The sequence below is a fragment of the Citrobacter sp. CFNIH10 genome (genome assembly GCF_002934585.1).
Taxonomy (GTDB): Bacteria; Pseudomonadota; Gammaproteobacteria; order Enterobacterales; family Enterobacteriaceae; genus Citrobacter_A; species Citrobacter_A amalonaticus.
In genome coordinates this window covers 4,101,381-4,124,914 of sequence record NZ_CP026216.1, presented here as the reverse complement: position 1 = coordinate 4,124,914, position 23,534 = coordinate 4,101,381, and the positions used below count along the sequence as shown (strand labels likewise).

The window sequence follows — 23,534 nt, the reverse complement described above, 5'->3', positions numbered from 1 at the left end:
GGATCAATTCAACGGTTGAACTGTCAAAGCGTTATCTGCTAACTGCAGACGTGCCGCTTTGCCATAAAATTCTGCTGGGATTTTATCACTCAGCCAGTAAACACCTGCGATAGACACCAGTTCTGCCGTCAGATGGGTACAAAAAATTTGCGCATCCCGGTCACCACTTGCCCCTGCCAGCGCGCGGCCTCTCATCATGCCATAGACATGAATATTGCCATCGGCGATCAGCTCAGCGCCAGCACTGACGTGACTTGTAACAATCAGATCACATTGTGGTGCATAAATGCGTTGACCGGAACGAACGGGTATATCAATAAATCGCGTTTTTGTGACGGGAGTAGCGTTTTGCACTACAGCGGCGGGAGCAATGGGTTCAGCCGGAGCGGAACGCGCCATTTTCTCTTTACCTTCAGTGAGTAAAGGAAGGCCCATTTTGTCGATTTCAGCTTTGAGCCGGGCATCTTTACAACCGCTGACGCCAACAATACGCAATCCCGTCGACGCCACCACCTTCTGCAACTGCGGCCAGTTTACCGGCGCATCAAGGCTACTGACATTCACTACCACAGGAGCATGTTTTAAAAAAGCAGGAGCCTGAGCGATTTTGTCTTCTAACGCCTGACGAATAACCTCGGGTTCTGCTTCATGTAAATGAACCACTGATAAGGTGAAGCTACTGCCTTTAAGTTCGATGGGCGTGTTTGACATCCTGGCCTTACTCAATTTGCTATTTATCATCCCCGATGTGGAGTGATATTCCGAAGTCCAGAAGGCATGTTATAGTCACTATTATATTGAGGCAAGTCGCCATCCGTTTAATTCAGAGTAAAATGTATGTTTTGTGTGATCTACAGAAGTGCTAAGCGTGACCAGACCTATTTGTATGTCGAAAAAAAAGACGATTTCTCACGTGTGCCTGAAGAACTGATGAAAGGATTTGGTCAACCACAGCTGGCAATGATATTGCCGTTAGATGGTAGCAAAAAGTTAGTCAACGCCTCGCTGGATAAAGTAAAACAAGCCTTAACGGAGCAGGGATATTATTTACAACTGCCTCCGCCACCCGAAGATTTATTGAAGCAACATCGTTTCAACGCCTCACAAAACAATCCAGAAACCGATAAATAAACGGTACCCGGCGTCATACCTGTCGGTGCCATTCCTGAAGTCAACGATGACAAATTAGGGGAAAATGAATGTATCAACATCATAACTGGCAGGGTGCGCTGCTTGACTACCCGGTAAGCAAAGTGGTGTGCGTGGGGAGCAACTATGCCAACCACATCAAGGAAATGGGCAGCGTCACGCCGGATGAGCCGGTGCTGTTTATCAAACCGGAAACCGCCCTGTGTGATTTGCGCCAGCCGCTGGTCATTCCGACGGATATGGGCTCGGTGCACCATGAAGTCGAACTGGCGGTATTGATCGGCGCGACGCTGCGTCAGGCGACCGAAGAGCATGTTCGTAAGGCTATCGCTGGATATGGCGTGGCGCTCGATCTGACGCTGCGTGATATCCAGGGCAAAATGAAGAAGGCCGGGCAGCCCTGGGAGAAGGCAAAAGGATTCGATAATTCATGCCCGTTATCCGGATTCATTCCGGTCGCAGAATTTAACGGCGATCCGCAGGCGACGCCGCTGGGTCTGACGGTCAATGGCGAGGTTCGCCAGCAGGGTACAACGGCGGATATGATCCATAAAATCGTCCCCTTAATCGCCTACATGAGCAAATTCTTTACCCTCAAAGCGGGTGACGTCGTGCTGACCGGCACCCCGGAAGGCGTCGGACCGCTCGCCAGCGGCGACGAGCTGGTGGTCAATTTTAACGGTCACACCCTGACAACCCGTGTCCTGTAATGCCTGCTTGCCGCCTTTTTAGGCGGCAAAACTTGCATCAACGTGCCAGACTGGTTATAAGGTGCAGCTTTATAGCAATGGCGGATACCCTGATGAGCGATTTACCTTTCTGGCAACGTAAAACCCTGGATGAAATGACCGATGCCGAATGGGAGTCGTTATGTGATGGCTGCGGTCAGTGCTGCCTGCATAAGCTGATGGACGAGGATACCGACGAGATTTATTTCACCAACGTCGCCTGCCGCCAGCTCAACATCAAAACCTGCCAGTGTCGCAATTACGAACGTCGGTTCGAGTACGAGCCTGACTGTATCAAGCTAACGCGTGATAACCTGCCCACCTTTGAATGGTTGCCGATGACCTGCGCCTATCGTCTGCTGGCGGAAGGGAAAGGACTGCCTGAATGGCACCCGCTGCTGACGGGATCGAAAGCGGCAATGCACGGCGAGCGAATTTCGGTGCGTCACATTGCGGTAAGAGAGTCAGAAGTCCATGACTGGCAGGACCATATTCTCAACAAACCGTCATGGGCGGACTAAACCGCCCGGTCTGATTTCAGGCTAACGGCAAAAAAAACGCTCCCGGTTGGGAGCGTCAGACTGCTGACAAAGAAGGAAAAAACGTAGTTTTTCCTTCTTTGTGGTTATCAGCCGAAAATCGATGAATTGATTTTCCGGGTTTTTAATGAGGTGAACTTTGCTTGTCCGGTATCGGGATGAAGTTTGTCATCGCTCTCACGCTCCCGGCTGGGAGCGTCTGAGATTAACGACCGAACAGATCGCGTCTTTTCGGTTTAAGCGGCTGAGCAATCAGCACCAGAACCGCGACGACCAGATAGGCAACGAAAATGCCTAATAGCCATTGCGGCATTTCCAGAGATAAAAATTCCCACTGACGCTCGGCGCAATCACCAGAGGCGACAAACACCTGTGGTAACCATTTGTCCAGTGGCAACCAGGCAGGGAAGCGAGCCATGAAATCACAGGTCATGAACGGGGAAGGGTGTAACTGGATCATGGTATGTTCCCATGTCAGTTGAACCCCACGCCAGGCACTGTAGATCCAGATAATCAACGCCACATAGCGCAACGGTGTTTTAGGCGCAATAGCCCCAACCAGACCGGCCCCCATGACGCCAAACAGCGCACAGCGTTCGTAGATGCACAGTACGCACGGCTTAAGCAGCATAACGTGCTGAAACCACAGCGCGACCAGTTCAAGCGCTAAGGCAGTAAAAGCCATCAATAACCACGCGCCCCGACCCCGTGAGCACTGGTTCAAATATCGCAACATAATAATTTCCCTGCAACATGCGTAGACACGGCAGTGTAAACCAATTCGATTACCGCGCCACCAGGAGAAACTCAAATATTGTGTAATTGGAGAAATATCACGCAAAAAGGCAAACCGGGCAGTGAAATGCCCGGTTAGTTGTTATGAAAGTGTAGCTAACCAACCGGTTTGCATCATCCACTCGGTCATTGGCGTCAGGGTAAACTCGACGCACAGCAGGCCGACCAGCGTCAGCACGATGGTATAGGGCAGCGCCATCCAGACCATCCGACCATAGGAGAGGCGAATCAGCGGTGCCAGTGCGGAGGTGAGCAGGAACAGGAATGCCGCCTGACCGTTCGGCGTCGCCACGGATGGCAGGTTTGTCCCGGTGTTGATCGCAACGGCTAACAGCTCGTATTGCTGCAGGGAGATCGCACCACTTTCCATGGCCGCTTTGGCCTCGTTAATGTAGATAGTACCGACGAAAACATTATCCGAGATCGACGAGAGCAGGCCGTTGAAGAGATAGAACAGCGTCAGTTGCGCGTGCTCTGAGGCTTGCAATACGTACTGAATAATCGGCGAAAAGAGATGCTGGTCGATAATCACCGCGACAATGGAGAAAAAGACCGTCAGCAGCGCGGTGAATGGCAGAGATTCGGTGAACGCCTTGCCAATGGCATGTTCATCCGTCACGCCGGTCAGCGACGTTGCGAGGATAATCACGGAGAGGCCAATCAGTCCCACTTCCGCCAGATGCAGTGCCAGGGCAATCACCAGCCAGACGCCGATAATCGCCTGCACAATCAGTTTTACTCTGTCCTGACGTGAACGCTGATGGCGGCTCTGATCGTCAAACTGCTGCAATACGTCACGCACTTTTTCCGGCAGTGTTTCGCCATAGCCAAACCAGCGCAGTTTCTCAACCAGTACACAGGTGAGCAGGCCGCAAATCAGTACCGGAACGGTAACAGGCGACATCCGCAGGAAGAAGTCGCCAAAGTGCCAGCCAGCGGCTTTGGCGATGATCAGGTTCTGCGGCTCGCCCACCATCGTCATCACGCCGCCCAGAGCGGTACCCACCCCGGCATGCATCATCAGACTGCGCAGAAAGCCGCGAAATTGCTCAAGCACTGTTTTGTAGTGTTGATCAATGTGACTGTCATCCAGGATGTCGCTATCATCGCCGCGGGAAGAGGCCACGCGGTGATAAATGCCGTAGAACCCGACGGCGACGCTGATCACTACCGCTACCACGGTCAGTGCGTCAAGGAAGGCGGAAAGGAAGGCCGCCGCCACACAAAACGCCAGCGACAGCAGCATTTTAGAACGAATGCTCAGCAGCAGCCGGGTAAAAATAAACAGCAACAGCTGCTTCATAAAATAGATGCCCGCGACCATGAACATCAGCAGCAGTAAAACTTCCAGATTGTTTGCCACCTCTTCGCGAACATGCGCGGCGCTGGTCATCCCGATGATAACTGCTTCAATGGCTAACAAACCGCCCGGTAGCAGTGGATAACACTTCAGCGCCATCGCCAGCGTGAAGATGAATTCCGCCACCAACAACCAGCCCGCAACAAACGGGTTGATGATGAAAATCAGTGGATTAACTATCAGGAAGATCAGTAGCGCAAGCTTGTACCAGTCTGGCGACTGGCCTAAAAAGTTGCGCCAGAGCGCGCGGCCCCATGAGAGTTCCATTATGGTTTCCCTTACCTTATTTATTGAAATGATGTTTTTATGGTTAGCGACAAAGAGTAACGGTCAGTCTGAATGCAGGCAAGCCTTTCACCCCAGACAGCCAGCGTTATCAAGAAAATGAAGCCTTGATCCACTTTTTCTTCGTTGTGTCTCCTATCGGGCATGTAACCCGTCTGGTATGATGAGTGTAACTATGTTTTGCTGTGTAATGGAAATCTCACTATGGTCATTAAGGCGCAGAGCCCGGCGGGTTTCGCGGAAGAGTACATCATTGAAAGTATCTGGAATAACCGCTTCCCTCCTGGCACTATCTTGCCTGCAGAACGAGAACTCTCCGAACTGATTGGGGTGACACGTACCACTTTACGTGAAGTGCTGCAGCGCCTGGCGCGAGACGGTTGGTTGACCATTCAGCATGGCAAACCGACGAAGGTGAATAATTTCTGGGAAACCTCCGGACTGAATATTCTTGAAACGCTGGCGCGTCTCGATCACGAAAGCGTCCCGCAGTTGATCGACAATCTGCTGTCGGTGCGGACCAACATCTCCACCATCTTCATTCGTACCGCGTTTCGTCAGCATCCTGACAAAGCGCAGGAAGTGCTGGCGACCGCGCAGGAAGTGGCCGATCACGCCGATGCGTTTGCCGATCTCGATTACAACATTTTCCGTGGTCTGGCATTTGCCTCCGGCAACCCGATTTATGGTCTGATCCTGAACGGCATGAAAGGGTTGTATACCCGCATTGGTCGTCACTATTTTGCCAATCCGGAAGCGCGCAGCCTGGCGCTGGGTTTCTACCATAAGCTGTCGCAACTGTGCCTGCAGGGCGCGCACGATCAGGTATACGAAACGGTGCGTCGTTACGGTCACGACAGCGGCGAGATTTGGCACCGGATGCAGAAAAACCTGCCTGGCGATTTAGCCATTCAGGGCCGCTAAAAACGAACCCCCTCACGATGAGGGGGTTTTTGTTTACAGGCTGTTCATTCTGGGGGGGCAGCGCTCCAGCAGTTCCACGCTTCCGTCCTCGTTTTGCTGTTCCAGCAACACATCAAATCCCCACAGCCGATGCACATGCTTGAGCACCTCTTTGCGGCCTTTATCCAGCGGCGCGCGATTGTGCGGAATATAACGCAGGGTGAGGGAACGATCGCCCCGCAGATCCACGTTCCAGACCTGAATATTCGGCTCTACGTTGCTCAGATTATATTGCGACGAGAGGCGGTTGCGGATTTCGCGGTAGCCTTCTTCGTTATGAATGGCAGAGATTTCCAGATAGTTATGCCGATCGTCATCCAGCACCGTAAAGAGGCGAAAATCGCGCATCACCTTCGGCGACAGGAACTGGCTGATGAAGCTCTCATCTTTGAAGTCGCGCATGGCAAAATGCAGCGTTTCCAGCCAGTCGGAACCGGCGATATCCGGGAACCAGTACTTATCTTCTTCCGTCGGCGACTGGCAGATGCGCTTGATGTCCTGGAACATAGCGAAACCCAGTGCGTAAGGGTTTATGCCGCTGTACCACGGGCTGTTATAAGGCGGCTGGAACACCACGTTGGTATGGCTGTGTAAAAACTCCAGCATAAAACGTTCGGTGACTTTCCCCTCGTCATACAGGTGGTTCAGGATGGTGTAATGCCAGAACGTGGCCCAGCCCTCATTCATCACCTGCGTCTGTTTTTGCGGATAAAAATACTGACTGACTTTGCGCACAATGCGCAGGATCTCGCGCTGCCATGACTCCAGCAGCGGGGCATTTTTTTCCATAAAGTAGAGCAGATTTTCCTGCGGTTCTGAGGGATAGCGCCGCGCTTCGGCAATCGTCTTCTCTTCCTCTTTTTTCGGCAGGGTACGCCACAGCATGTTCACTTGGCTTTGCAGATACTCTTCACGACTCTGTTGGCGGGCCTTCTCCTCCTGGAGGGAGATTTTCTGCGGGCGTTTATAGCGATCAACGCCGTAGTTCATCAGCGCGTGGCAGGAGTCGAGCAATCGCTCAACCTCGTCCACGCCGTATCGCTCTTCGCACTGAGTGATGTAATTACGCGCGAAGATCAGGTAATCAACAATGGAGCTGGCATCAGTCCAGCTGCGGAACAGATAGTTATTTTTGAAGAACGAGTTATGTCCGTAACAGGCGTGCGCCATCACCAGCGCCTGCATGGTAATGGTGTTCTCCTCCATCAGGTATGCAATACACGGGTTGGAGTTGATCACAATCTCATAGGCCAGCCCTTGCTGACCGTGCTTGTACAGTCGTTCGGTCTCGATGAATTTTTTACCAAACGACCAGTGAGGATAGTTAATCGGCATTCCGACGCTGGAATATGCATCCATCATCTGCTCGGAGGTGATGACCTCAATCTGGTGCGGGTAGGTATCCAGTCTGTAGAGTTTCGCCACCCGGTCTATTTCCGCCAGATAGACATCCAGCAGATCAAACGTCCAGTCGGGTCCATCGCTCAAGCGTGTGGTGTCCTTGTTCATGGAATCAATCGTAGCCATTCGCGCACCCTCATTGTTGGCGGCACTCTCTGTGTGGAGCACCTCATTTCAAGCATAGAACACCCGGTTAAAAACCGTGTCAGTGAAGAAATATTTTCTTTGCGATTTCCGCTGGTCGACTCGCCAGATTACGGGGTGGTCACGATATTTTCTGCTGGATAAAAATAACCCACAGCATGAGATACCAAAGCAGGGAGTTCATTGCTCTGCCTGCTATATGTGAGATATGTCACCATAAAAAAGCCATATGTTGAATAATATTTTCATCTGGGTTATCAAGATGTAATTAGATGATTGTTCTTTTACTGTTACTGTTAACGGAGTGGCTATGCGAGTTGTCATACTGGGAAGTGGCGTCGTTGGCGTGACCAGCGCCTGGTATCTGAGTCAGGCTGGACATGATGTTACCGTCATCGATCGTGAACCCGGCCCGGCGCTGGAGACCAGCGCGGCGAATGCGGGGCAGATCTCTCCGGGCTATGCCGCGCCCTGGGCTGCGCCGGGTGTACCGCTGAAAGCGATTAAATGGATGTTCCAGCGCCATGCGCCGCTGGCCGTTCGTCTTGACGGGACACAGTTCCAGCTAAAGTGGATGTGGCAGATGCTGCGCAACTGCGACACCAGCCACTACATGGAAAACAAAGGGCGGATGGTACGTCTGGCGGAATACAGCCGTGATTGCCTGAAAGCGCTACGTGCGTCGACCGGTATCCAGTATGAAGGGCGGCAGGGCGGGACGCTGCAACTGTTCCGTACCGCGCAGCAGTATGAGAACGCCACGCGCGACATCGCCGTGCTGGAAGACGCCGGTGTGCCGTATCAGTTGCTGGAAGCCAGTCGACTGGCGGAAGTCGAGCCGGCGCTGGCGGAAGTGGCGCACAAACTGACCGGCGGCTTGCGTCTGCCGAATGACGAAACCGGCGACTGCCAGCTCTTTACCCAGCGTCTGGCGCAGATGGCCGAACAGGCGGGCGTCAAATTCCGCTTCAACACACCGGTGGATAAACTGCTCTGCGAAGGCGAACAGATTTACGGCGTGAAATGTGGTGATGAGATCGTTAAAGCTGATGCGTACGTCATGGCGATGGGGTCTTACTCCACGGCGATGCTGAAAGGGATTGTCGATATTCCGGTCTATCCGCTGAAAGGCTATTCGCTGACGATTCCGGTGGCGGAAGAGGACGGCGCGCCGGTTTCGACTATTCTTGATGAAACTTACAAAATCGCCATTACCCGTTTTGACCAGCGCATCCGCGTGGGGGGGATGGCGGAAATTGTCGGTTTCAATACCGAACTGCTCCAGCCGCGTCGGGAAACGCTTGAGATGGTGGTGCGCGATCTCTACCCGCGCGGGGGGCATGTTGAGCAGGCGACATTCTGGACCGGTTTGCGGCCAATGACGCCGGACGGTACGCCCGTTGTGGGACGTACCCGCTTCAAAAATCTGTTGTTAAATACCGGACACGGTACGCTGGGATGGACGATGGCCTGTGGTTCAGGGCAGTTGCTGAGCGATATATTGTCAGGTCGCACGCCCGCCATTCCGTATGACGATTTGAGCGTGGCGCGCTACCACGCAGGCTTTACGCCTTCACGTCCCCAACATCTGCACGGCGCACATAACTAAGAAGGACGAGAGATGACCCGCCCTATACTGGCCAGCCTTGACCTGCAGGCGATGAAACAAAACCTGAGCATTGTGCGTCAGGCCGCACCGGACGCCCGCGTCTGGTCAGTGGTGAAAGCCAATGCTTATGGACACGGCATAGAACGTATCTGGAGTGCGCTGGGCAACACCGACGGTTTTGCCCTGTTGAATCTGGAAGAGGCGGTCACCCTGCGTGAGCGCGGCTGGAAAGGGCCGATCCTGATGCTGGAAGGTTTTTTCCACGCTGAAGATCTGGAACGGTATGACACCTGGCGTCTGACCACCTGCGTGCACAGCAACTGGCAGCTCAAAGCGATCCAGAATGCGAAGCTTAAGGCGCCGCTGGATGTCTATGTGAAGGTTAACAGCGGCATGAACCGCCTGGGATTCCAGCCGGAACGGCTGCAAACCGTCTGGCAGCAACTGCGCGCGATGCCGAACGTCGGTGAAATGACGCTGATGTCGCATTTTGCCGACGCTGAGCACCCTGACGGGATCCACAATGCAATGGCGCGCATCGAGCAGGCTGCGGAAGGGCTGGATTGCCGGCGTTCGCTGTCAAACTCCGCGGCCACGCTGTGGCATCCTGATGCACATTTTGACTGGGTACGCCCGGGCATTATTCTCTATGGCGCTTCGCCGTCAGGCCAGTGGCGCGATATCGCCAATACCGGACTGAAGCCAGTGATGACGCTAAGCAGCGAAATCATTGGTGTACAGACACTAAAAGCGGGAGACCGCGTCGGCTATGGCGGACGTTATACCGCCAGAGGCGAGCAACGCATTGGCATCGTGGCGGCTGGCTATGCGGATGGCTATCCGCGCCATGCGCCTAGCGGCACGCCGGTGCTGGTGGACGGTGTCCGGACCACGACGGTGGGGACAGTGTCAATGGATATGTTGGCGGTGGATTTGACGCCATGCCCGCAGGCGGGCATCGGAACGCCGGTGGAGCTGTGGGGCAAAGAGATCAAAATTGACGACGTGGCGCAATCAGCTGGAACGGTGGGTTATGAGCTGATGTGTTCGCTGGCGTTGCGCGTTCCTGTTGTGACGGTGTAACTTTTATGGTATTGCCGGATGCCGGCGCGATGCGCCTGATCCGGCCTACAGCACACGCTACGCGGCGTCTCAGTAGGCCAGATAAGCGCAGCGCCTTCCGGCAGAGTCACTATTCTTCGTCTTCATCCCCGGCAACGCGGACACCGACTTTGCGCACCTGATTATCCTCTTTTTCGGCAACCGTCCAGATCATCCCGGCAAATTCGACCTGGTCGCCGACGACCGGGGCGGCACCCAGCAGTTGCTGAACAATTTCACCCAGCGTTTGCTGCTTATCGCGGTACTCCGTTCCGTCATCCAGACCATAAATCAGCGCCACATCGGCATACTTAGCGTTGGCTTCCAGAATAAAGTCGCCGAAGAAGCGCTGATCCAGCGCCACCGGCGGCGACTGGCTGAACAGTTTGCCCAGCGCCGGAAGATCGCGTTCACGCCCGATGACGCACAGCACATCGCCTTCACGCAGACGGGTGCTGCCGGTGGGATGAAACAGTACATTGTCACGAAACAGCGCCGCAATACGCGTTTCCTGAGGCATATGCAGATCGCGCAGCGCCGCGCCGACACACCATTTATCGGCACTGAGCTGATAGACAAACTGCTCCCACGGATTGTCCGGATGAATATCCAGACCCACGCGTGAGACCGGCCAACCGACCGGTGGTACCACCACCTTCGCCTTTTTCGCCGCCCAGGAGAGCGACGTCCCCTGCAAAACCAGTGACACCAGCACTACGAAGAAAGCGACGTTAAAGAACAGACGGGCATTTTCCAGACCCGCCATCATCGGAAAGACGGCAAGAATGATCGGTACCGCACCGCGCAGACCCACCCAGCTAATAAAGACGCGTTCACGCAGATTAAAACCGCGGAACGGCAGCAGTCCGATAAATACAGAGAGTGGACGGGCAATGAAAATCATCCCGGCGGAAAGAATCAGCGCCGGAATAGCAATCGGCAACAGGTCAGAAGGATTCACCAGCAGTCCGAGCACAAGGAACATGCCGATCTGTGCCAGCCAGGCCAGTCCGTCGAAGTTTTGCAAAATGCCGTAGCGGTTGCGGATAGGGCGATTGCCCAGTAAAAAACCGCACAGATAGACCGCCAGGATCCCGCTGCCTTCCAGCGCCGTGGTCAGGGCAAACACCAGAATCCCGCCGCTCAGGGCTAATAGCGGGTAGAGTCCGGCGGGCAGAGAGATACGATTAATCATCTGCTGTAGCAGATAGCCGCCGCCCAGCCCAAGCAGGATGCCCAGACCAAACTGTTGAATAATGTGGACAGCGAACATCCAGCTTAAGCCGGTTTCGTGTTGCTGAATCATCTCGATCAGCGTAATGGTCAGAAATACTGCCATCGGGTCATTACTGCCGGATTCAATTTCCAGCGTCGCGCCGACACGCTCGTTCAGCCCCTTGCCGCCAAGCAGGGAAAAAACCGCCGCCGCATCTGTTGAACCGACAATGGCGCCAATCAACAGACCCTGAATCAGATCGAGATTAAACAGCCAGGCGGCAATCATACCGGTTAACCCGGAGGTGATCAGGACGCCAACGGTCGCCAGAGAAAGCGCCGGGCCCAGCGCGACGCGAAACGAACTGGCCTGCGTGCGCATCCCGCCATCGAGCAGAATAATCGCCAGCGCAAGGTTACTGACCATATAGGCGAAGGGATAATTATCGAACGGGATGCCGCCGACGCCATCGACGCCCGCCAGCATGCCAATGGCCAGGAAGATAACCAGAATCGGAATGCCAAGGCGTGATGAAAATGAACTGAGTAAGATACTGCTGGTAACGAGGACGGACCCCAAAATGAAAAGACTGATTATTGCCGCGGCGTCCAACGTTCGATTACTCCTCAATCAGGAATTTTTTGGTGCATTGACATTATCATATTAACGGCTACATCCGGGCGTTACTTAGTCCTGCAGCCGTTTTTTTTTATGATTTCAGAAAGGGATGACCCGAGATCGTCAGTTGTGTACCGTTTTGACTGTTTTGCAATACGGCATGCGCGCCCAACGCCAGCGTAACGGTTCGCGGCTCATGACCAAAATCGAGTCCGGTTATCAGGGGAATAGAGAGGCGTTCACGTAAAAACGCATACACGGTGTTAAGATCGTAACCGGCATCATACTCATTCGGGGTGCTACCGCTGAAACTGCCCAGCACAATGGCGCTCTGCCGGTTCAATATACCGGCGTCAACCAACTGCAATAACATGCGCTCAACGCGAAAAGGGTGCTCGTTAATGTCTTCCAGTACCAGAATGCCGTTTTCTATTTTGGGCATCCACGGGGTACCGATGAGCGAAATCAGCATCGCCAGATTACCGCCCCACAGCGTTCCTTGCGTGTGACAGGCCGGACCGTCGCCTTGCCATTCCACCGTGTACTGCGCGTGACGCAATGCCTGCCAGAAATGGGTTTGCGTAAAGGTATTCAACTCCGGCGCGCCAACGTTCGCCGCCAGCATTGGACCACTGAAAGTGATGACATTGCCCAGCGCCAGCAGACCGCACTGGATCGCCGTAAAATCACTGTGTCCGCAAATAAGCAGCGGATCCCGCTGTTGTCGGGCGGCAAGGGCCTGCCAGTCGATGTGTTGCAGTAGACGGCTCGCTCCATAGCCACCGCGCACCGGCATGACGATGGTGTCCGGCGCGGTGAGATGCACAAGGTCGTTCACGTCCGCCAGACGCTCCGAATCCGTACCCGCAAAGCGTTGATGGCGACGACTGACCACCGCCGTATTATCGACCTGATGCCCGGCCTCTTTAAGGCGCTGGATACCAAGTAAAGCCGCGTGCTGATTGATGCAGTAGCCCGAGGGGGCAATTAAGTGAAACCGGGACATGGCAATTCCTTGCTACAACAGAAACCAAATGTATATCATGCCGCTTATAGTAGAACGTTTTGCCGGAGGGTGCTTTGCTTATCCGGTTTATAACGGTGGTTTTAGTAACAAAGCGTTCCGGCGATAAGGACAGAAGACGTGAAATTGAGATGGTTTGCTTTTTTAATTGTGCTGCTTGCAGGCTGTAGTTCAAAACAAGATTATAAAAATCCCCCGTGGAACGCGGAAGTGCCGGTAAAACGTGCCATGCAATGGATGCCGATCAGCGAAAAAGCCGGTGCGGCGTGGGGCGTTAGCCCACAATTGATTACGGCGATTATCGCCATTGAGTCAGGCGGGAATCCCAATGCGGTTAGCAAATCGAATGCGATAGGGTTGATGCAATTAAAAGCGTCAACTTCAGGACGCGATGTCTATCGTCGGATGGGCTGGAGCGGCGAGCCTACGACCAGTGAACTGAAAAACCCGGAACGGAATATCTCAATGGGCGCTGCCTACCTGAGTATTCTGGAGACCGGCCCGCTCGCCGGCATTGAGGATCCGCAGGTGATGCAGTACGCGCTGGTCGTCTCCTACGCTAACGGCGCAGGCGCACTGCTACGCACGTTCTCTTCCGACCGGAAAAAGGCAATTAACAAAATCAACGATCTCAGTGCTGATGAGTTCGTTGAACACGTCGCGGATAATCATCCTGCGCCTCAGGCGCCGCGCTACATCTATAAATTGCAGCGCGCGCTGGATGCGATGTAATTAGTCGCGTACTTTATTTGATTTTTCGCGCGCTTCACGCTCAAGGGAAAAGATAATCCGCTGAAGTTCCCGCTCCACCGCCGGGCCGACGTTGAGAAAACGAAAGCTCAGGCGGGGAGTGGAAATGGTCTCGTTTTTGCCGTCAATCACTTTGCGTTCGGTGACGGAAATCAGCTGTGCGTCAAAGTGAAACATCCCCCATTCCCCCATATCCAATGCCACCTGCGAAAAACGCATCCCTTCGGTGAGACCTGACGGTTTCGGGCCTTCCAGCAGAGCACCCATTCCGCCGAGGGAAAGATCGTATAAACGAAAACGTAGGGTGCTGTTATCCGGCATCTGTGCCGTACAACCGTAGGGAGGATGGAGCGGCGCGCAGATGCGGAAGTATTCCCGTCGTTGCACAAACCACAGCGCCGGAGGGAGCGGGGTGATAAAGGCGGGAAGCTGCTGATACTCACCGCTCTGCAACTGCTCAAGAGTAAACTCGACCTTCGCGCCCTGGGTTTCGGCGGTAAAGGTAATATTGCGCGCTTTTTGCACGGCGAGATTTTCTTTTTGCTGACTGCCAAAATCCATCACCAGCCTTTCGGCCGAGACGTCAAGGATCTTGCTGATGAATTGTCCGCCGGACCAGGAGACGCGCAAAGGCACCTGGTTGCTGTTTAAGTCGCGAAGAACCCCCAACACCGCCAACGGATTTTGCTTCAGGAACTGCTCATTGTAATGACTCACGCGGAATGCCTCCTGGCTGCCTGACAGTCTATCGAACGGTTATCGGCAAGACGCAGGAGAACTTAATACAAACGCGTGATTTTTTTTACCAAAGACAAATAATTCAGCCTCGCGGAAACAACGGGGATCAAGGGGTTGCCTATACTTAACGGACAAGCGCAAGAAACGGTTGCGTGTGGTTTCCCTGAAAAGAGGGTCTGAACATGGGAATTATTGCCTGGATTGTATTTGGTTTGATTGCCGGTGTTATCGCCAAATTGATCATGCCGGGACGTGACGGCGGCGGATTCATCCTGACCTGTATACTCGGCATCGTCGGTGCTGTAGTGGGCGGATGGCTGGCGACCATGTTTGGTATTGGCGGCACGATCAGTGGTTTTAACCTTCACAGTTTCCTGGACGCCCTTCTAAGAGTCAAGCTGTTATCGGGATACTGTTGATCCGCCTGTTTTGATTGCGCAGTAACGTGTAAACTTCACGGGAGATATATCGCTTTAGACAGCGTATCGCTTCCATTTTTGTATGTCCTTCGGCTACACGCCTGGCGACATATTCCTTTGTTTTTGCGTCAGTTCGTAAGCGTCCGATGGCGATGATGTGAAGTGCACTATTTGCAGCACGATCTCCACCACGATTAAGTCGGTAACGGTTCGTTTTTCCAGAAGAAACGGGGACCGGGCTGACACCACACAGTGCCGCAAATCCTGATTCTGATCTTAACCGTTGAGGATTGTCTCCGGCAGTGATCAGCAACTGTGAAGCGCTTTCGTATCCGATAGCATTACGTTTAATCAGCTCAGGTGCCAACTCGTCGACAATTGCCGCAATCATGACATCCAGATCAGCGATTTCGTCATGTAACTCGAGATAGCGTCGGGCAAGGGACTTTAATGAAATGCGATAAACGTTGGTTACATTGCGGTATTCACTGGCATCAGGTCTCCAGGAACCCAGGGTCCTGATGAGCTGCATGCGCGTCATATTTCTGAGCTGTTCACGTAATTCATCCGGGGCAGAGATAATATTTGAATGGATAATCTGGAGAGCGACTCTGCGGGCTGATATTGCTGTTTTTCGGCAAGTTTTTAATACCCGCAGGGACTCAATCATGCCATCACGCGTTTTGGGAGTAACTGTCCTGATGCCTGAGAATGCTGCATGAGCGGCACATTCAGCATCAATTGTGTCACTTTTACCCCGTTTGCGTCGCTCCATCCGGTCTGGAGCAGTCACCTCAAGAACTTCTAACCCGGCGTTCTGAAAATAACGAAGCAAACCGGAACCATAGGTACCTGTGCACTCAACACCAATTCGCTTTAATGTCCCAAACGAGGTCATCCATGCCAGCATCTGCCGGTAACCTTGTCGTGTTGTGGAGAAATACTGAGTCCCAAGGACTTTATTGTTCTGATCTACGACAGCGGCAACGTGCAAATCTTTATGTGTATCCACGCCACCCACAACGGCAGCTTCGGTAACTTTATCAACCATGACAGAGCTCCTGTGAGGAAACAGAGTTGAATCTCCAGACAGATAACCCGGACAGGACAGTAACGAGACAAGCCGTCAGGCCCTTCTTGAGTCACGCGCATCGGTGAGGAGATGCCTCGCATGAAGGCGCTTCCGGCAACCGACGGGTCCAGGGCAGGACACAAAAGGTCGATCGCTGTGTGAGTCAGGATGCGGGAAGGTCTTCACTGCATCAGTAATCACACCAATCTGGTTAAACGGCAAACTAAGTGGTGGTAAAGACTGACATCGGCATTATTACTGTCGCTGTGGTGGGCGCCATTGTGGTGCTGGTGGTATACCGGCTCGTACGCCGCGATTAATAACAATACGGCTCCTGCGAGAGCCGTGTTTTTAATGGTATTCCCCTTCAATTCCTCTCTTGATTTACCCATTGAAATGAGAATAATTGGCATTCCAATTCAAACTGATAATTATTCTCACTATGACAACTTCTTGTTTTCGACTTTGCGCGCTTTCTGGCTGTATCTCACTGGCTCTGACCACATTGTCATATGCGGCGGACACCAACGAATCGACTATTGTCGTTTCAGCGACAGGTCAGGAGAGCCTGCTGCCTGCCTGGACTAACAGCGCCACCAAATCTGCTGTCCCGGAAAGTAAAACGCCGCAGGTGATTAATACCATCGATAATCACGAGATCGCGTTACGTCATGCGAATTCCGTCAACGAGATCCTGCGCTATGCGCCGGGGGTGTCGACAGAAATGCGCGGCAATACCTCCTACCTGAGCGAGTACAAGATTCGCGGTTTCTCTGTCGATCAGGAGTACTACAACGGCCTGCAGTTGCCGTACAACGTCACTGGCAACACCAAAGCACGTATCGACCCGCTGCTGGTGGAAAGCGTCGATATTCTGAAAGGGCCCGCCTCTGTGCTGTATGGCAGCGGTTCGCCAGGAGGACTGGTGAATATTCAGGGCAAAAAACCGCAGGCTGAACAAAAAACGGAGATCGGCTTTAATACCGGTACGCGAAATCTGAAAGAAGGCTATCTGGATTCCACCGGCAAAATCAGCGACAGCGACTGGAATTACCGTCTGCTGGGCAAGGCGACGGAGGGCGACGATCAACCGCGCACCACCCGTTATGAAGACTATCTGTTGGCGCCCTCCGTCACCTGGCAACCAGATAGCAAAACGCGCCTGACGCTGGATGCGCTGGTGCAAAATACACCGTCGTTGTCGCCGTCAAACCCGTTACCCATTGCCTATTTGCGCTCGGGGTATGCCGATCGCCGTGATTACGCCGGTGATGAGTGGAGTGGCTTTAAGCAGCGTCAGTGGATGGTGGGTTATCATTTCGAACATGAATTTGACAGCGGTTGGGGATTCAGTCAGCGGGCGCGCTATTTTGATGTTGATACGCACCAGCGCAGCGTCTATTCAACCGGCAATGGCACAAACCCGGTCTGGATGCTGAACCGCTTTGCCTATACCACCGATGAAGATCTGAAAAGTTTCAACATTGACAACCAGGTAACGAAAGCGGTCACGCTGGGCGACTGGCAGCACCATATTCTGGCCGGTTTTGATTATCAGAAACTCGACAGCCATTACTTCTACCGTTACGCCAGCGCCACGCCGGGAATCGACATGCGCGACCCGGATTTCCATCAGGTGCATACTGCCGATCTGGGGTTGTACACCGCACAGAAAAACCGCCTTTCTTATCAGCAAAATGGCTACTACTTGCAGGATCAGGTGGCGTTTGGCGGCTTAAATCTGTTGGCCAGTCTGCGTTACGACGACTATCGGTCAACGACGACCGACGCGCTGCAAAATGATGAGAAAACCTGGATCGCCCAGGACCGGGTGACCAAACGTTTTGGCGCGCTTTATGCCTTTGAAAACGGTATTTCACCGTTTATCAGTTATTCCGAAGGCTTCAAACCGATTTCACCGCAGGGCACGCTGACGTCAAAAGAGGTGAAGCCGACAACCAGCAAACAACTGGAGGGCGGGGTGAAATACCTGCTGGCCGATTACGCGACCACGCTGACGGCATCCGTGTTTAACATCCGTCAGAAGAATGTTCTTTCCGCCACGCCAACCTGGGATTATCGGCAGACCGGGGAGATCGAATCAAAAGGCGCGGAACTGTCGGTGATTAGCCGACCAGGTGACAACGTCACGTTGGTTGCCAACTACGCCTATACTCATGCGATCAATACTGAAGACGAAACATACGAAGGCAAACGCCCGACACAGGTGCCGGAGAATGCGTTTAATCTGTGGGGCGATTACACCTTCGATGCGACCATACTGCGCGGGCTAACAATGGGCGCAGGGGCGCGCTATACCGGGCCGATGGAAATTGCGCCGGATAACAAGAGCGGTAAACTCGGAGGCACAACGCAGTACGATCTCGCCGTGTCATATCAGCTGGGCGAGGCGCTGCCTTCATTGCGCGGCGTGACGTTAAAAGCCAGCGCGCAGAATATCACCAACAAAGAAACCTTCAGTTGCTACGACAGCACCAATTGCTGGATTGGTCGTGATCGTACCGTTCAGGTCGGGGCAAGCTACCGTTTCTGATCGCGTGAAGCGAAAACCGGCCTGGTATTTCCAGGCCGGTCAGGCGTTGGCTATTACGGCGTTGCCTGTTTTTGTGTCGGTTCGGTGGAGGTCTGGCGAGTCACAGGACGTTTTTCCGGCACGTTGTCGCATGGATTTTCCTTCGGACAGATCAGGTCGAGCATCTTCAGCGTGACGCCGTTGCTCCAGCCAAAACCATCCTGTAACGGATATTCACCGCCGCCACCGCCGGTTCCGGTGCTGCTGACGTCATATTTTTCCACCAGCTTTTGCTCGCGATCGTAGGTGTGCTGCACGTTGGTCAGAAATCGCCAGCTTACCTCCATTGCCACCTCACTCTGTCCATAGTTCTGTAAGCCCTCGGTGGCGACCCACTGCAACGGCGCCCAGCCGTTTGGCGCATCCCATTGCTGTCCGCTTTTCACCGAGGTGGTGGCAAGCCCGCCCGGCTGCAGCAGATGCGCGCGAGTGGCCACGGCCATTTTGCTGGCGCGATCTTTCGAGGCCGCGTTGACATACAGTGGGAACAGGGCGGCAGCGGTCAGTTGATTACGCACCTGCTTGCTCTTCAGATCGTAATCCGCATACCAGCCTTCTTTGTCATTCCACAGGTAGTGCTCAATCGCTTTCTGTCTGGCGTTCGCCAGCGAATCGTACTGGTTGGCTTTTGCTTCATCCCCCGCGGCTTTGCTGGCGCGCGCGAGGATTTTTTCCATCTTGTACAGCAGCGCGTTAAGATCCACCGGAACGATGCTGGTGGTCCGCAGCGTGCCGAGCTGCTGTGGGTTATCCATCCAGCGCGAACTGAAATCCCAGCCAGATGCCGCCGCAGCGCGCAGATCGCGATAAATGTCGGTGGCCGGACGGTTTGGATTGCTTTTTGCCGTGGCGATATCCTCAACCCAGGATTCCGGTCGTGGCGTATCCCGCTCATCCCAGTAGCGGTTCAAAATGGTGCCATCATCCATTTTCACCACCCGTTTGTTCTGTTGACCTGCCTGCAGCGTTTCGACACCTTCCATCCAGTAGAGATACTCTTTTTGCAGTTGCGGCAGGTATTTTTTCAGCGCATCGTCGCCGTCATGCTGCGCCAGCAGTTCCACCATCAGGGAGAAGAAGGGGGGCTGGGAACGGCTCAGATAGTAGGTGCGGTTGCCGTTCGGGATATGACCGAAAGCATCAATCTCCCAGGCAAAGTTCGCCACCATATCGGCAATTTTGTCCCAGTGATCGCTTTCGGCAAGTCCCAACATGGTGAAGTAGCTGTCCCAGTAATAGACTTCCCGGAAGCGCCCGCCGGGTACCACGTAAGGTTCAGGCAGCGGCAGCAACGAATCCCATTTTCCCGCGCTTTCGGTAGAGCGTGTTAATACTGGCCACAGCCCGTCGATATGTTCGCGCAGCGATTGTCCTTCCGGCGGAACATATTTTTCTCCCTCTTTTGGCAACGTGAAGTTGACGCTCACAAAGTGGCGTAAATCGAAACTGGATTGATTTTTTTGCATCCGGTAATCCGCAAGGATCATCAGCGGATCGCTGTTTGGCACGGCATCAGCAAAGGTCTTTTGATCGGGGAACAGTCTGGCATTCTGCACATCGTTAAACAGCGGGCCGAGCAAAATATCCGGCGGTTGCGGCGGGGTAACCGGCATCTCTTCTGCGTGCACAGACAGTGAAGAGAAGGACAGAAGGGTGCCGGAAACCGCTAATTTTATGACCCACGACAGCGAACCAGACGTGCAAAAAGCAGGGGTATGCATTGATTCATCTCCTTAGTGTGTACCGAAAAACGGTATCTACCATGAGAAAATCGTAGTCCAGGATCGCCCCCGGCGCGTTGTTACCCTCCTTTTTTTGCGACGTTACAGGGTTTTCCTTTCCCTGACGACGCGATTTTGCGCCACATCAAGGGTCAACCGCTCACCCGTCTGCACATCGTCAAGTGCGTCGCCCTGCTGGCATATCCAGGCGATGCCCATCTCGCGGGCGATCAAGGCGCCATGCGCGAGCGGACTGCCTTCACGCAGGCAAATGCCTTTCACCACGTTCGGGTCGAATTCCGGCACCGTTGAGGGAAACAGATTGTCGGCGACCAGGATGGCAGGCGCGGTGAAATCAGGCAACGTCAGCGGGCTTTGCAGCAAATGACGTAGCGTGCGATGCAGGAGATCGTCGATATCGATGTAGCGCGCCTGCAGATAGGCATCATCCAGTTGCCGATACTGCATGCTGAGGCTGCTCAGCACCTGCTGCCAGGCATATTCCGCCGTACAGTGTTCGCTACGCAGGATCCCGCAGGCGGTATCAAACAACTCTGGATCGTCCAGCAACATATGGTGACCAGAGAAAATGGCCGCCAGGTCACCAGGCCAGTGTTCTTCCATGCGGGTGAGCAGCGTCATCAGATCGAGCAGGGTGAGATCCAGCGCGTTACGCAGTCGCGCCTGTTCTGCAACGGGACTGAGATCCGAGGCTTGTCGAACCGGCGGCAGTGTTGGGGTGTAACAGAACGCGCTGCCCGTAATCTTCTCCGTCGACGATGCGGTAATTGCGGCATCGTCCAGCGATTCACCGAAGTTCTCCGCAGCCAGTTGGCTAAATGCGGCGAGCGCGTCATCCGCCTGCGCTCCGCTTGCCAGCAGACGGATCGTGTCATTACAGCGAACCTGCAACAGCGATATCTGATTAAGGCTATCCGGCGTGACGCACTTGCCGTTTTTTTCCAGCAGCAGATCCGCGTCAAAGGCTGACAGCGTTGCCACAAGCCGGGACGCCGGACGAATGTGCAAACCGTTAGGGTTTTTGATCACCACGGACACTGATTTTGCCGCTGCGTCCGGTGTGCTAAAAACCGGAGTCATGCGGCGCTCATCAGCAGAAGAGGGTAAACCCAGTTGCTCGCGCTTAGCTTCAAGGGCGTTCATCGCATCGGCGATGACCTTTTCGATATCCGCGCCCGCGGCGGCGCTCACCGTTGCCGCCAGCGTCCCTTCAACCAGTGGCGCGGCGCACAGTCGCACTTTCCCGGCAATGCTCGGGTCGAGAAGATCCAGCGCCGTTTCCGCACTGAGCAGGGCACTGCCGATGTCCATCATCACCAGCACGTGGTCGGTATCAGCAACAGACTCGATCGCCTCCATCACCTTGATAGGGTCGGTACCGATGGGGTTTTGCGGATCGTCTATACCGGCGGCAACGGCGATTTTACAGTCGCCGCCCATTAACATCTGTTGCGCCAGTTCGCCCACCCCCTCACCGAGGCGGGCGCTGTGAGAGACTATCACCAGGTTTACCATCTTACTGTCCTTACTCTTTTGCTGCGGCTGCCAGCATCTGGATCATAAACATCACCGAGGTTGCGCCCGGATCCTGATGCCCGATGCTGCGCTCGCCCAGATAGCTGGCGCGACCTTTGCGGGCTTGCATCGTAATTGTGCTTTGCGCGGCGGCTTCAGCCTGAACGGCGGCGGCGTCCAGCGCGGCGGTGACGGAGAGGTTCTGTTCGCTCGACTGGCGCAGTGACTCCGCCACCGGCACCCAGACATCGCACATCGTTTTATCACCCGGCTCGGCTTTACCCCGGCTGATCACGCCATCGGCGCCTTCACGCATCATTTGATAGAGTTCATTTAGCGACAAACTCTGGTGCGCCTGAGTGACCTGCGCGGCGCGGATAAAAAAGGTGCCGAACAGCGGGCCGCTGGCTCCCCCGACGTTTGACAGCAGCGTCATCCCGGTATTTTTTAAAATGAACCCAATATCTTTATCCGCAATGGACGGTAATTTTTCGACCACTTTGCTAAAGCCGCGATGCATATTCAAACCGTGGTCGGCATCGCCAATCTCGCGATCCAGCCCGGTGAGATAATCACTCTCTTTGCTGAAAATCTCCCCGCAGCGATAAAGCCAACTCACAATTTGTTCTCTGTTCAGTGACATGACGCTCTCCTTAGTTGCCCCAGTTCAGGCCTGGGGTATGAACCGGTGCGTCCCAGAGTGCCAGCGTCTCGTCATCCACTTTTAACAGGGTGATGGAAAAGCCGGTCATATCCAGTGACGTACAGTACGAACCAATCAAATTACGTTCGATAACGATACCCGCCTGCTGGCAGCGTTCGTCAAGGCGGTTATAGACGCCATACAGTTCAGAAAGCGGCGTGGCGCCGAGGTTATTGACCAGCGCGATGACGCGATCGCCACGCTGCAAAGGCTGTTTGCCTTGCTTATCCTCCTGCCAGACGCCCTGAGCGGGATCCCAGTGGCGCAGCGTGCGGCTATAGGTGCCGTTTTCCAGCAGGGTATCGAACATCTCGTCAACGGTCTGATCGAGGGAGACGAAAGCGCGACGGTCGATGCCGGGCTCGCCGTGGATCCCGACACCGAACTCCATTTCATTGTCGGCAAGGGTGAAAGAGGGCTGACCGGCGGCCGGAACCGTACAGGCAGCGAGGGCGATACCGATCGAATGGCCGTGATTATTAAGTTTACGGCCAAGTTCCGCACACGCTTCCAGGGAATCGCCGCGCTCTGCCGCCGCCCCGACCAGTTTTTCAATCAGCACGGTGTTGGCGACGCCGCGTCGTCCGGCGGTATAGAGACTGTCTTTGACGGCCACGTCGTCATCCACCACCACAGTGGTGACTTTCACGCCACTTTCGTGCAGCAGTTCAGTGGCGGTTTCGAAGTTAAGAATATCGCCGGTGTAGTTTTTCACGATCAGCAGCACGCCTTCGCCGCCGTCAATCTGCATGGCGCATTCAAACATTTTGTCGGGCGTTGGGGAGGTAAAAATTTCGCCGGGGCAGGCGCCAGACAGCATGCCCTGACCAATATAGCCGCAGTGCATGGGTTCATGCCCGCTGCCACCGCCGGAAAGCAGCGCGACTTTGCCCTGAACGGGGGCATCTGCACGGGTCACATACACCGGATCCTGATGCAGGGTCAGCGACGGGTGCGCTTTTGCGAGGCCAGCCAGTTGTTCACTCAGTACGTCTTCCACACGGTTAATCAGCTTTTTCATTTTCTTGCTCCGGGTCTTAGGCTCCAGGGGATCGATGGTGTACAACGCC

General features: G+C 54.2%; 21 protein-coding genes. 9 read left to right on the top strand and 12 right to left on the bottom strand.

Features of this window, described 5'->3' with window-relative positions:
- Positions 1-3 precede the first annotated feature (3 nt).
- Entirely contained in the window at positions 4-711 is a 708-nt protein-coding gene (gene minC / locus C2U53_RS23740; RefSeq protein WP_104446523.1) for a septum site-determining protein MinC, read from the bottom strand.
- 126 nt (positions 712-837) lie between these two features.
- On the opposite strand from minC, the gene C2U53_RS23735 reads away from it, so the two are divergent.
- From C2U53_RS23735 to C2U53_RS23725, 3 genes are all read left to right on the top strand, one after another.
- On the top strand, positions 838-1,131 hold the full coding sequence (locus tag C2U53_RS23735) for a YcgL domain-containing protein (protein WP_043000439.1): 294 nt from the start codon (positions 838-840) through the stop codon (positions 1,129-1,131).
- 68 nt (positions 1,132-1,199) lie between these two features.
- The gene (locus C2U53_RS23730) at positions 1,200-1,859 is read left to right on the top strand and encodes a fumarylacetoacetate hydrolase family protein (protein ID WP_044257661.1); all 660 of its coding nucleotides are present in this window, start codon (positions 1,200-1,202) and stop codon (positions 1,857-1,859) included.
- Positions 1,860-1,951: 92 nt separating this feature from the next.
- Complete coding sequence (locus C2U53_RS23725; RefSeq protein WP_042318693.1) at positions 1,952-2,398, top strand: YcgN family cysteine cluster protein; 447 nt, start codon at positions 1,952-1,954, stop codon at positions 2,396-2,398.
- A gap of 223 nt (positions 2,399-2,621) precedes the next feature.
- On the opposite strand, the gene dsbB is transcribed toward C2U53_RS23725, so the two are convergent.
- Both dsbB and nhaB read right to left on the bottom strand, forming a co-directional pair.
- Positions 2,622-3,152 (bottom strand): disulfide bond formation protein DsbB, encoded by a 531-nt coding sequence (dsbB, locus tag C2U53_RS23720; protein WP_043000441.1) that lies wholly within the window; start codon positions 3,150-3,152, stop codon positions 2,622-2,624.
- Positions 3,153-3,293: 141 nt separating this feature from the next.
- A complete protein-coding gene (gene nhaB / locus C2U53_RS23715; RefSeq protein WP_043000442.1) occupies positions 3,294-4,838 on the bottom strand; it encodes a Na(+)/H(+) antiporter NhaB in 1,545 nt (514 codons plus the stop codon).
- A gap of 222 nt (positions 4,839-5,060) precedes the next feature.
- On the opposite strand from nhaB, the gene fadR reads away from it, so the two are divergent.
- The gene (fadR, locus tag C2U53_RS23710; protein WP_042318544.1) at positions 5,061-5,780 is read left to right on the top strand and encodes a fatty acid metabolism transcriptional regulator FadR; all 720 of its coding nucleotides are present in this window, start codon (positions 5,061-5,063) and stop codon (positions 5,778-5,780) included.
- A 33-nt stretch (positions 5,781-5,813) separates the two neighbouring features.
- Here fadR and C2U53_RS23705 read toward each other — a convergent pair whose 3' ends face one another.
- Positions 5,814-7,346, bottom strand: a complete 1,533-nt coding sequence (locus tag C2U53_RS23705; protein WP_043000443.1) for a SpoVR family protein — start codon at positions 7,344-7,346, stop codon at positions 5,814-5,816.
- A 328-nt stretch (positions 7,347-7,674) separates the two neighbouring features.
- Here C2U53_RS23705 and C2U53_RS23700 point away from each other — a divergent pair, with 328 nt between their 5' ends.
- Together C2U53_RS23700 and dadX are read left to right on the top strand one after the other, a co-directional pair.
- Positions 7,675-8,973, top strand: a complete 1,299-nt coding sequence (locus C2U53_RS23700) for a D-amino acid dehydrogenase (protein ID WP_044257663.1) — start codon at positions 7,675-7,677, stop codon at positions 8,971-8,973.
- A 12-nt stretch (positions 8,974-8,985) separates the two neighbouring features.
- Positions 8,986-10,056, top strand: coding sequence for a catabolic alanine racemase DadX (gene dadX / locus C2U53_RS23695; RefSeq protein ID WP_044257665.1), 1,071 nt, complete (start codon positions 8,986-8,988; stop codon positions 10,054-10,056).
- A 109-nt stretch (positions 10,057-10,165) separates the two neighbouring features.
- On the opposite strand, the gene C2U53_RS23690 is transcribed toward dadX, so the two are convergent.
- Both C2U53_RS23690 and ldcA read right to left on the bottom strand, forming a co-directional pair.
- Positions 10,166-11,902 (bottom strand): potassium/proton antiporter, encoded by a 1,737-nt coding sequence (locus C2U53_RS23690; RefSeq protein WP_043000446.1) that lies wholly within the window; start codon positions 11,900-11,902, stop codon positions 10,166-10,168.
- 97 nt (positions 11,903-11,999) lie between these two features.
- Positions 12,000-12,914, bottom strand: a complete 915-nt coding sequence (gene ldcA / locus C2U53_RS23685) for a muramoyltetrapeptide carboxypeptidase (RefSeq protein WP_043000447.1) — start codon at positions 12,912-12,914, stop codon at positions 12,000-12,002.
- Positions 12,915-13,052: 138 nt separating this feature from the next.
- On the opposite strand from ldcA, the gene emtA reads away from it, so the two are divergent.
- On the top strand, positions 13,053-13,664 hold the full coding sequence (gene emtA / locus C2U53_RS23680) for a membrane-bound lytic murein transglycosylase EmtA (protein ID WP_042318553.1): 612 nt from the start codon (positions 13,053-13,055) through the stop codon (positions 13,662-13,664).
- Here emtA and C2U53_RS23675 read toward each other — a convergent pair whose 3' ends face one another.
- Positions 13,665-14,399, bottom strand: a complete 735-nt coding sequence (locus C2U53_RS23675) for a flagellar brake protein (RefSeq protein ID WP_043000448.1) — start codon at positions 14,397-14,399, stop codon at positions 13,665-13,667. It lies immediately after the preceding gene.
- Positions 14,400-14,602: 203 nt separating this feature from the next.
- Between C2U53_RS23675 and C2U53_RS23670 the strand changes: the two genes are divergently transcribed.
- Positions 14,603-14,839: a GlsB/YeaQ/YmgE family stress response membrane protein gene (locus C2U53_RS23670; protein ID WP_104446522.1), complete on the top strand. Its 237-nt coding sequence runs from the start codon at positions 14,603-14,605 to the stop codon at positions 14,837-14,839.
- On the opposite strand, the gene C2U53_RS23665 is transcribed toward C2U53_RS23670, so the two are convergent.
- Positions 14,814-15,890, bottom strand: coding sequence for an IS110 family transposase (locus C2U53_RS23665; protein WP_000227969.1), 1,077 nt, complete (start codon positions 15,888-15,890; stop codon positions 14,814-14,816). The genes C2U53_RS23670 and C2U53_RS23665 overlap by 26 nt on opposite strands.
- A 463-nt stretch (positions 15,891-16,353) precedes the next feature.
- Between C2U53_RS23665 and C2U53_RS23650 the strand changes: the two genes are divergently transcribed.
- Positions 16,354-18,465 (top strand): TonB-dependent siderophore receptor, encoded by a 2,112-nt coding sequence (locus C2U53_RS23650; RefSeq protein ID WP_104446521.1) that lies wholly within the window; start codon positions 16,354-16,356, stop codon positions 18,463-18,465.
- Between the two features lie 53 nt (positions 18,466-18,518).
- On the opposite strand, the gene C2U53_RS23645 is transcribed toward C2U53_RS23650, so the two are convergent.
- From C2U53_RS23645 to dhaK, 4 genes are all read right to left on the bottom strand, one after another.
- Positions 18,519-20,225 carry an alpha,alpha-trehalase gene (locus C2U53_RS23645; RefSeq protein ID WP_104446520.1) on the bottom strand — a complete coding sequence of 569 codons (1,707 nt, stop codon included), beginning with the start codon at positions 20,223-20,225 and terminating at the stop codon, positions 18,519-18,521.
- Between the two features lie 102 nt (positions 20,226-20,327).
- The gene (dhaM, locus tag C2U53_RS23640; protein ID WP_104446519.1) at positions 20,328-21,761 is read right to left on the bottom strand and encodes a dihydroxyacetone kinase phosphoryl donor subunit DhaM; all 1,434 of its coding nucleotides are present in this window, start codon (positions 21,759-21,761) and stop codon (positions 20,328-20,330) included.
- Positions 21,762-21,771: 10 nt separating this feature from the next.
- Positions 21,772-22,404, bottom strand: coding sequence for a dihydroxyacetone kinase subunit DhaL (dhaL, locus tag C2U53_RS23635; protein WP_043000453.1), 633 nt, complete (start codon positions 22,402-22,404; stop codon positions 21,772-21,774).
- 10 nt (positions 22,405-22,414) lie between these two features.
- The gene (gene dhaK / locus C2U53_RS23630) at positions 22,415-23,485 is read right to left on the bottom strand and encodes a dihydroxyacetone kinase subunit DhaK (protein ID WP_043000454.1); all 1,071 of its coding nucleotides are present in this window, start codon (positions 23,483-23,485) and stop codon (positions 22,415-22,417) included.
- Positions 23,486-23,534 lie beyond the last annotated feature (49 nt).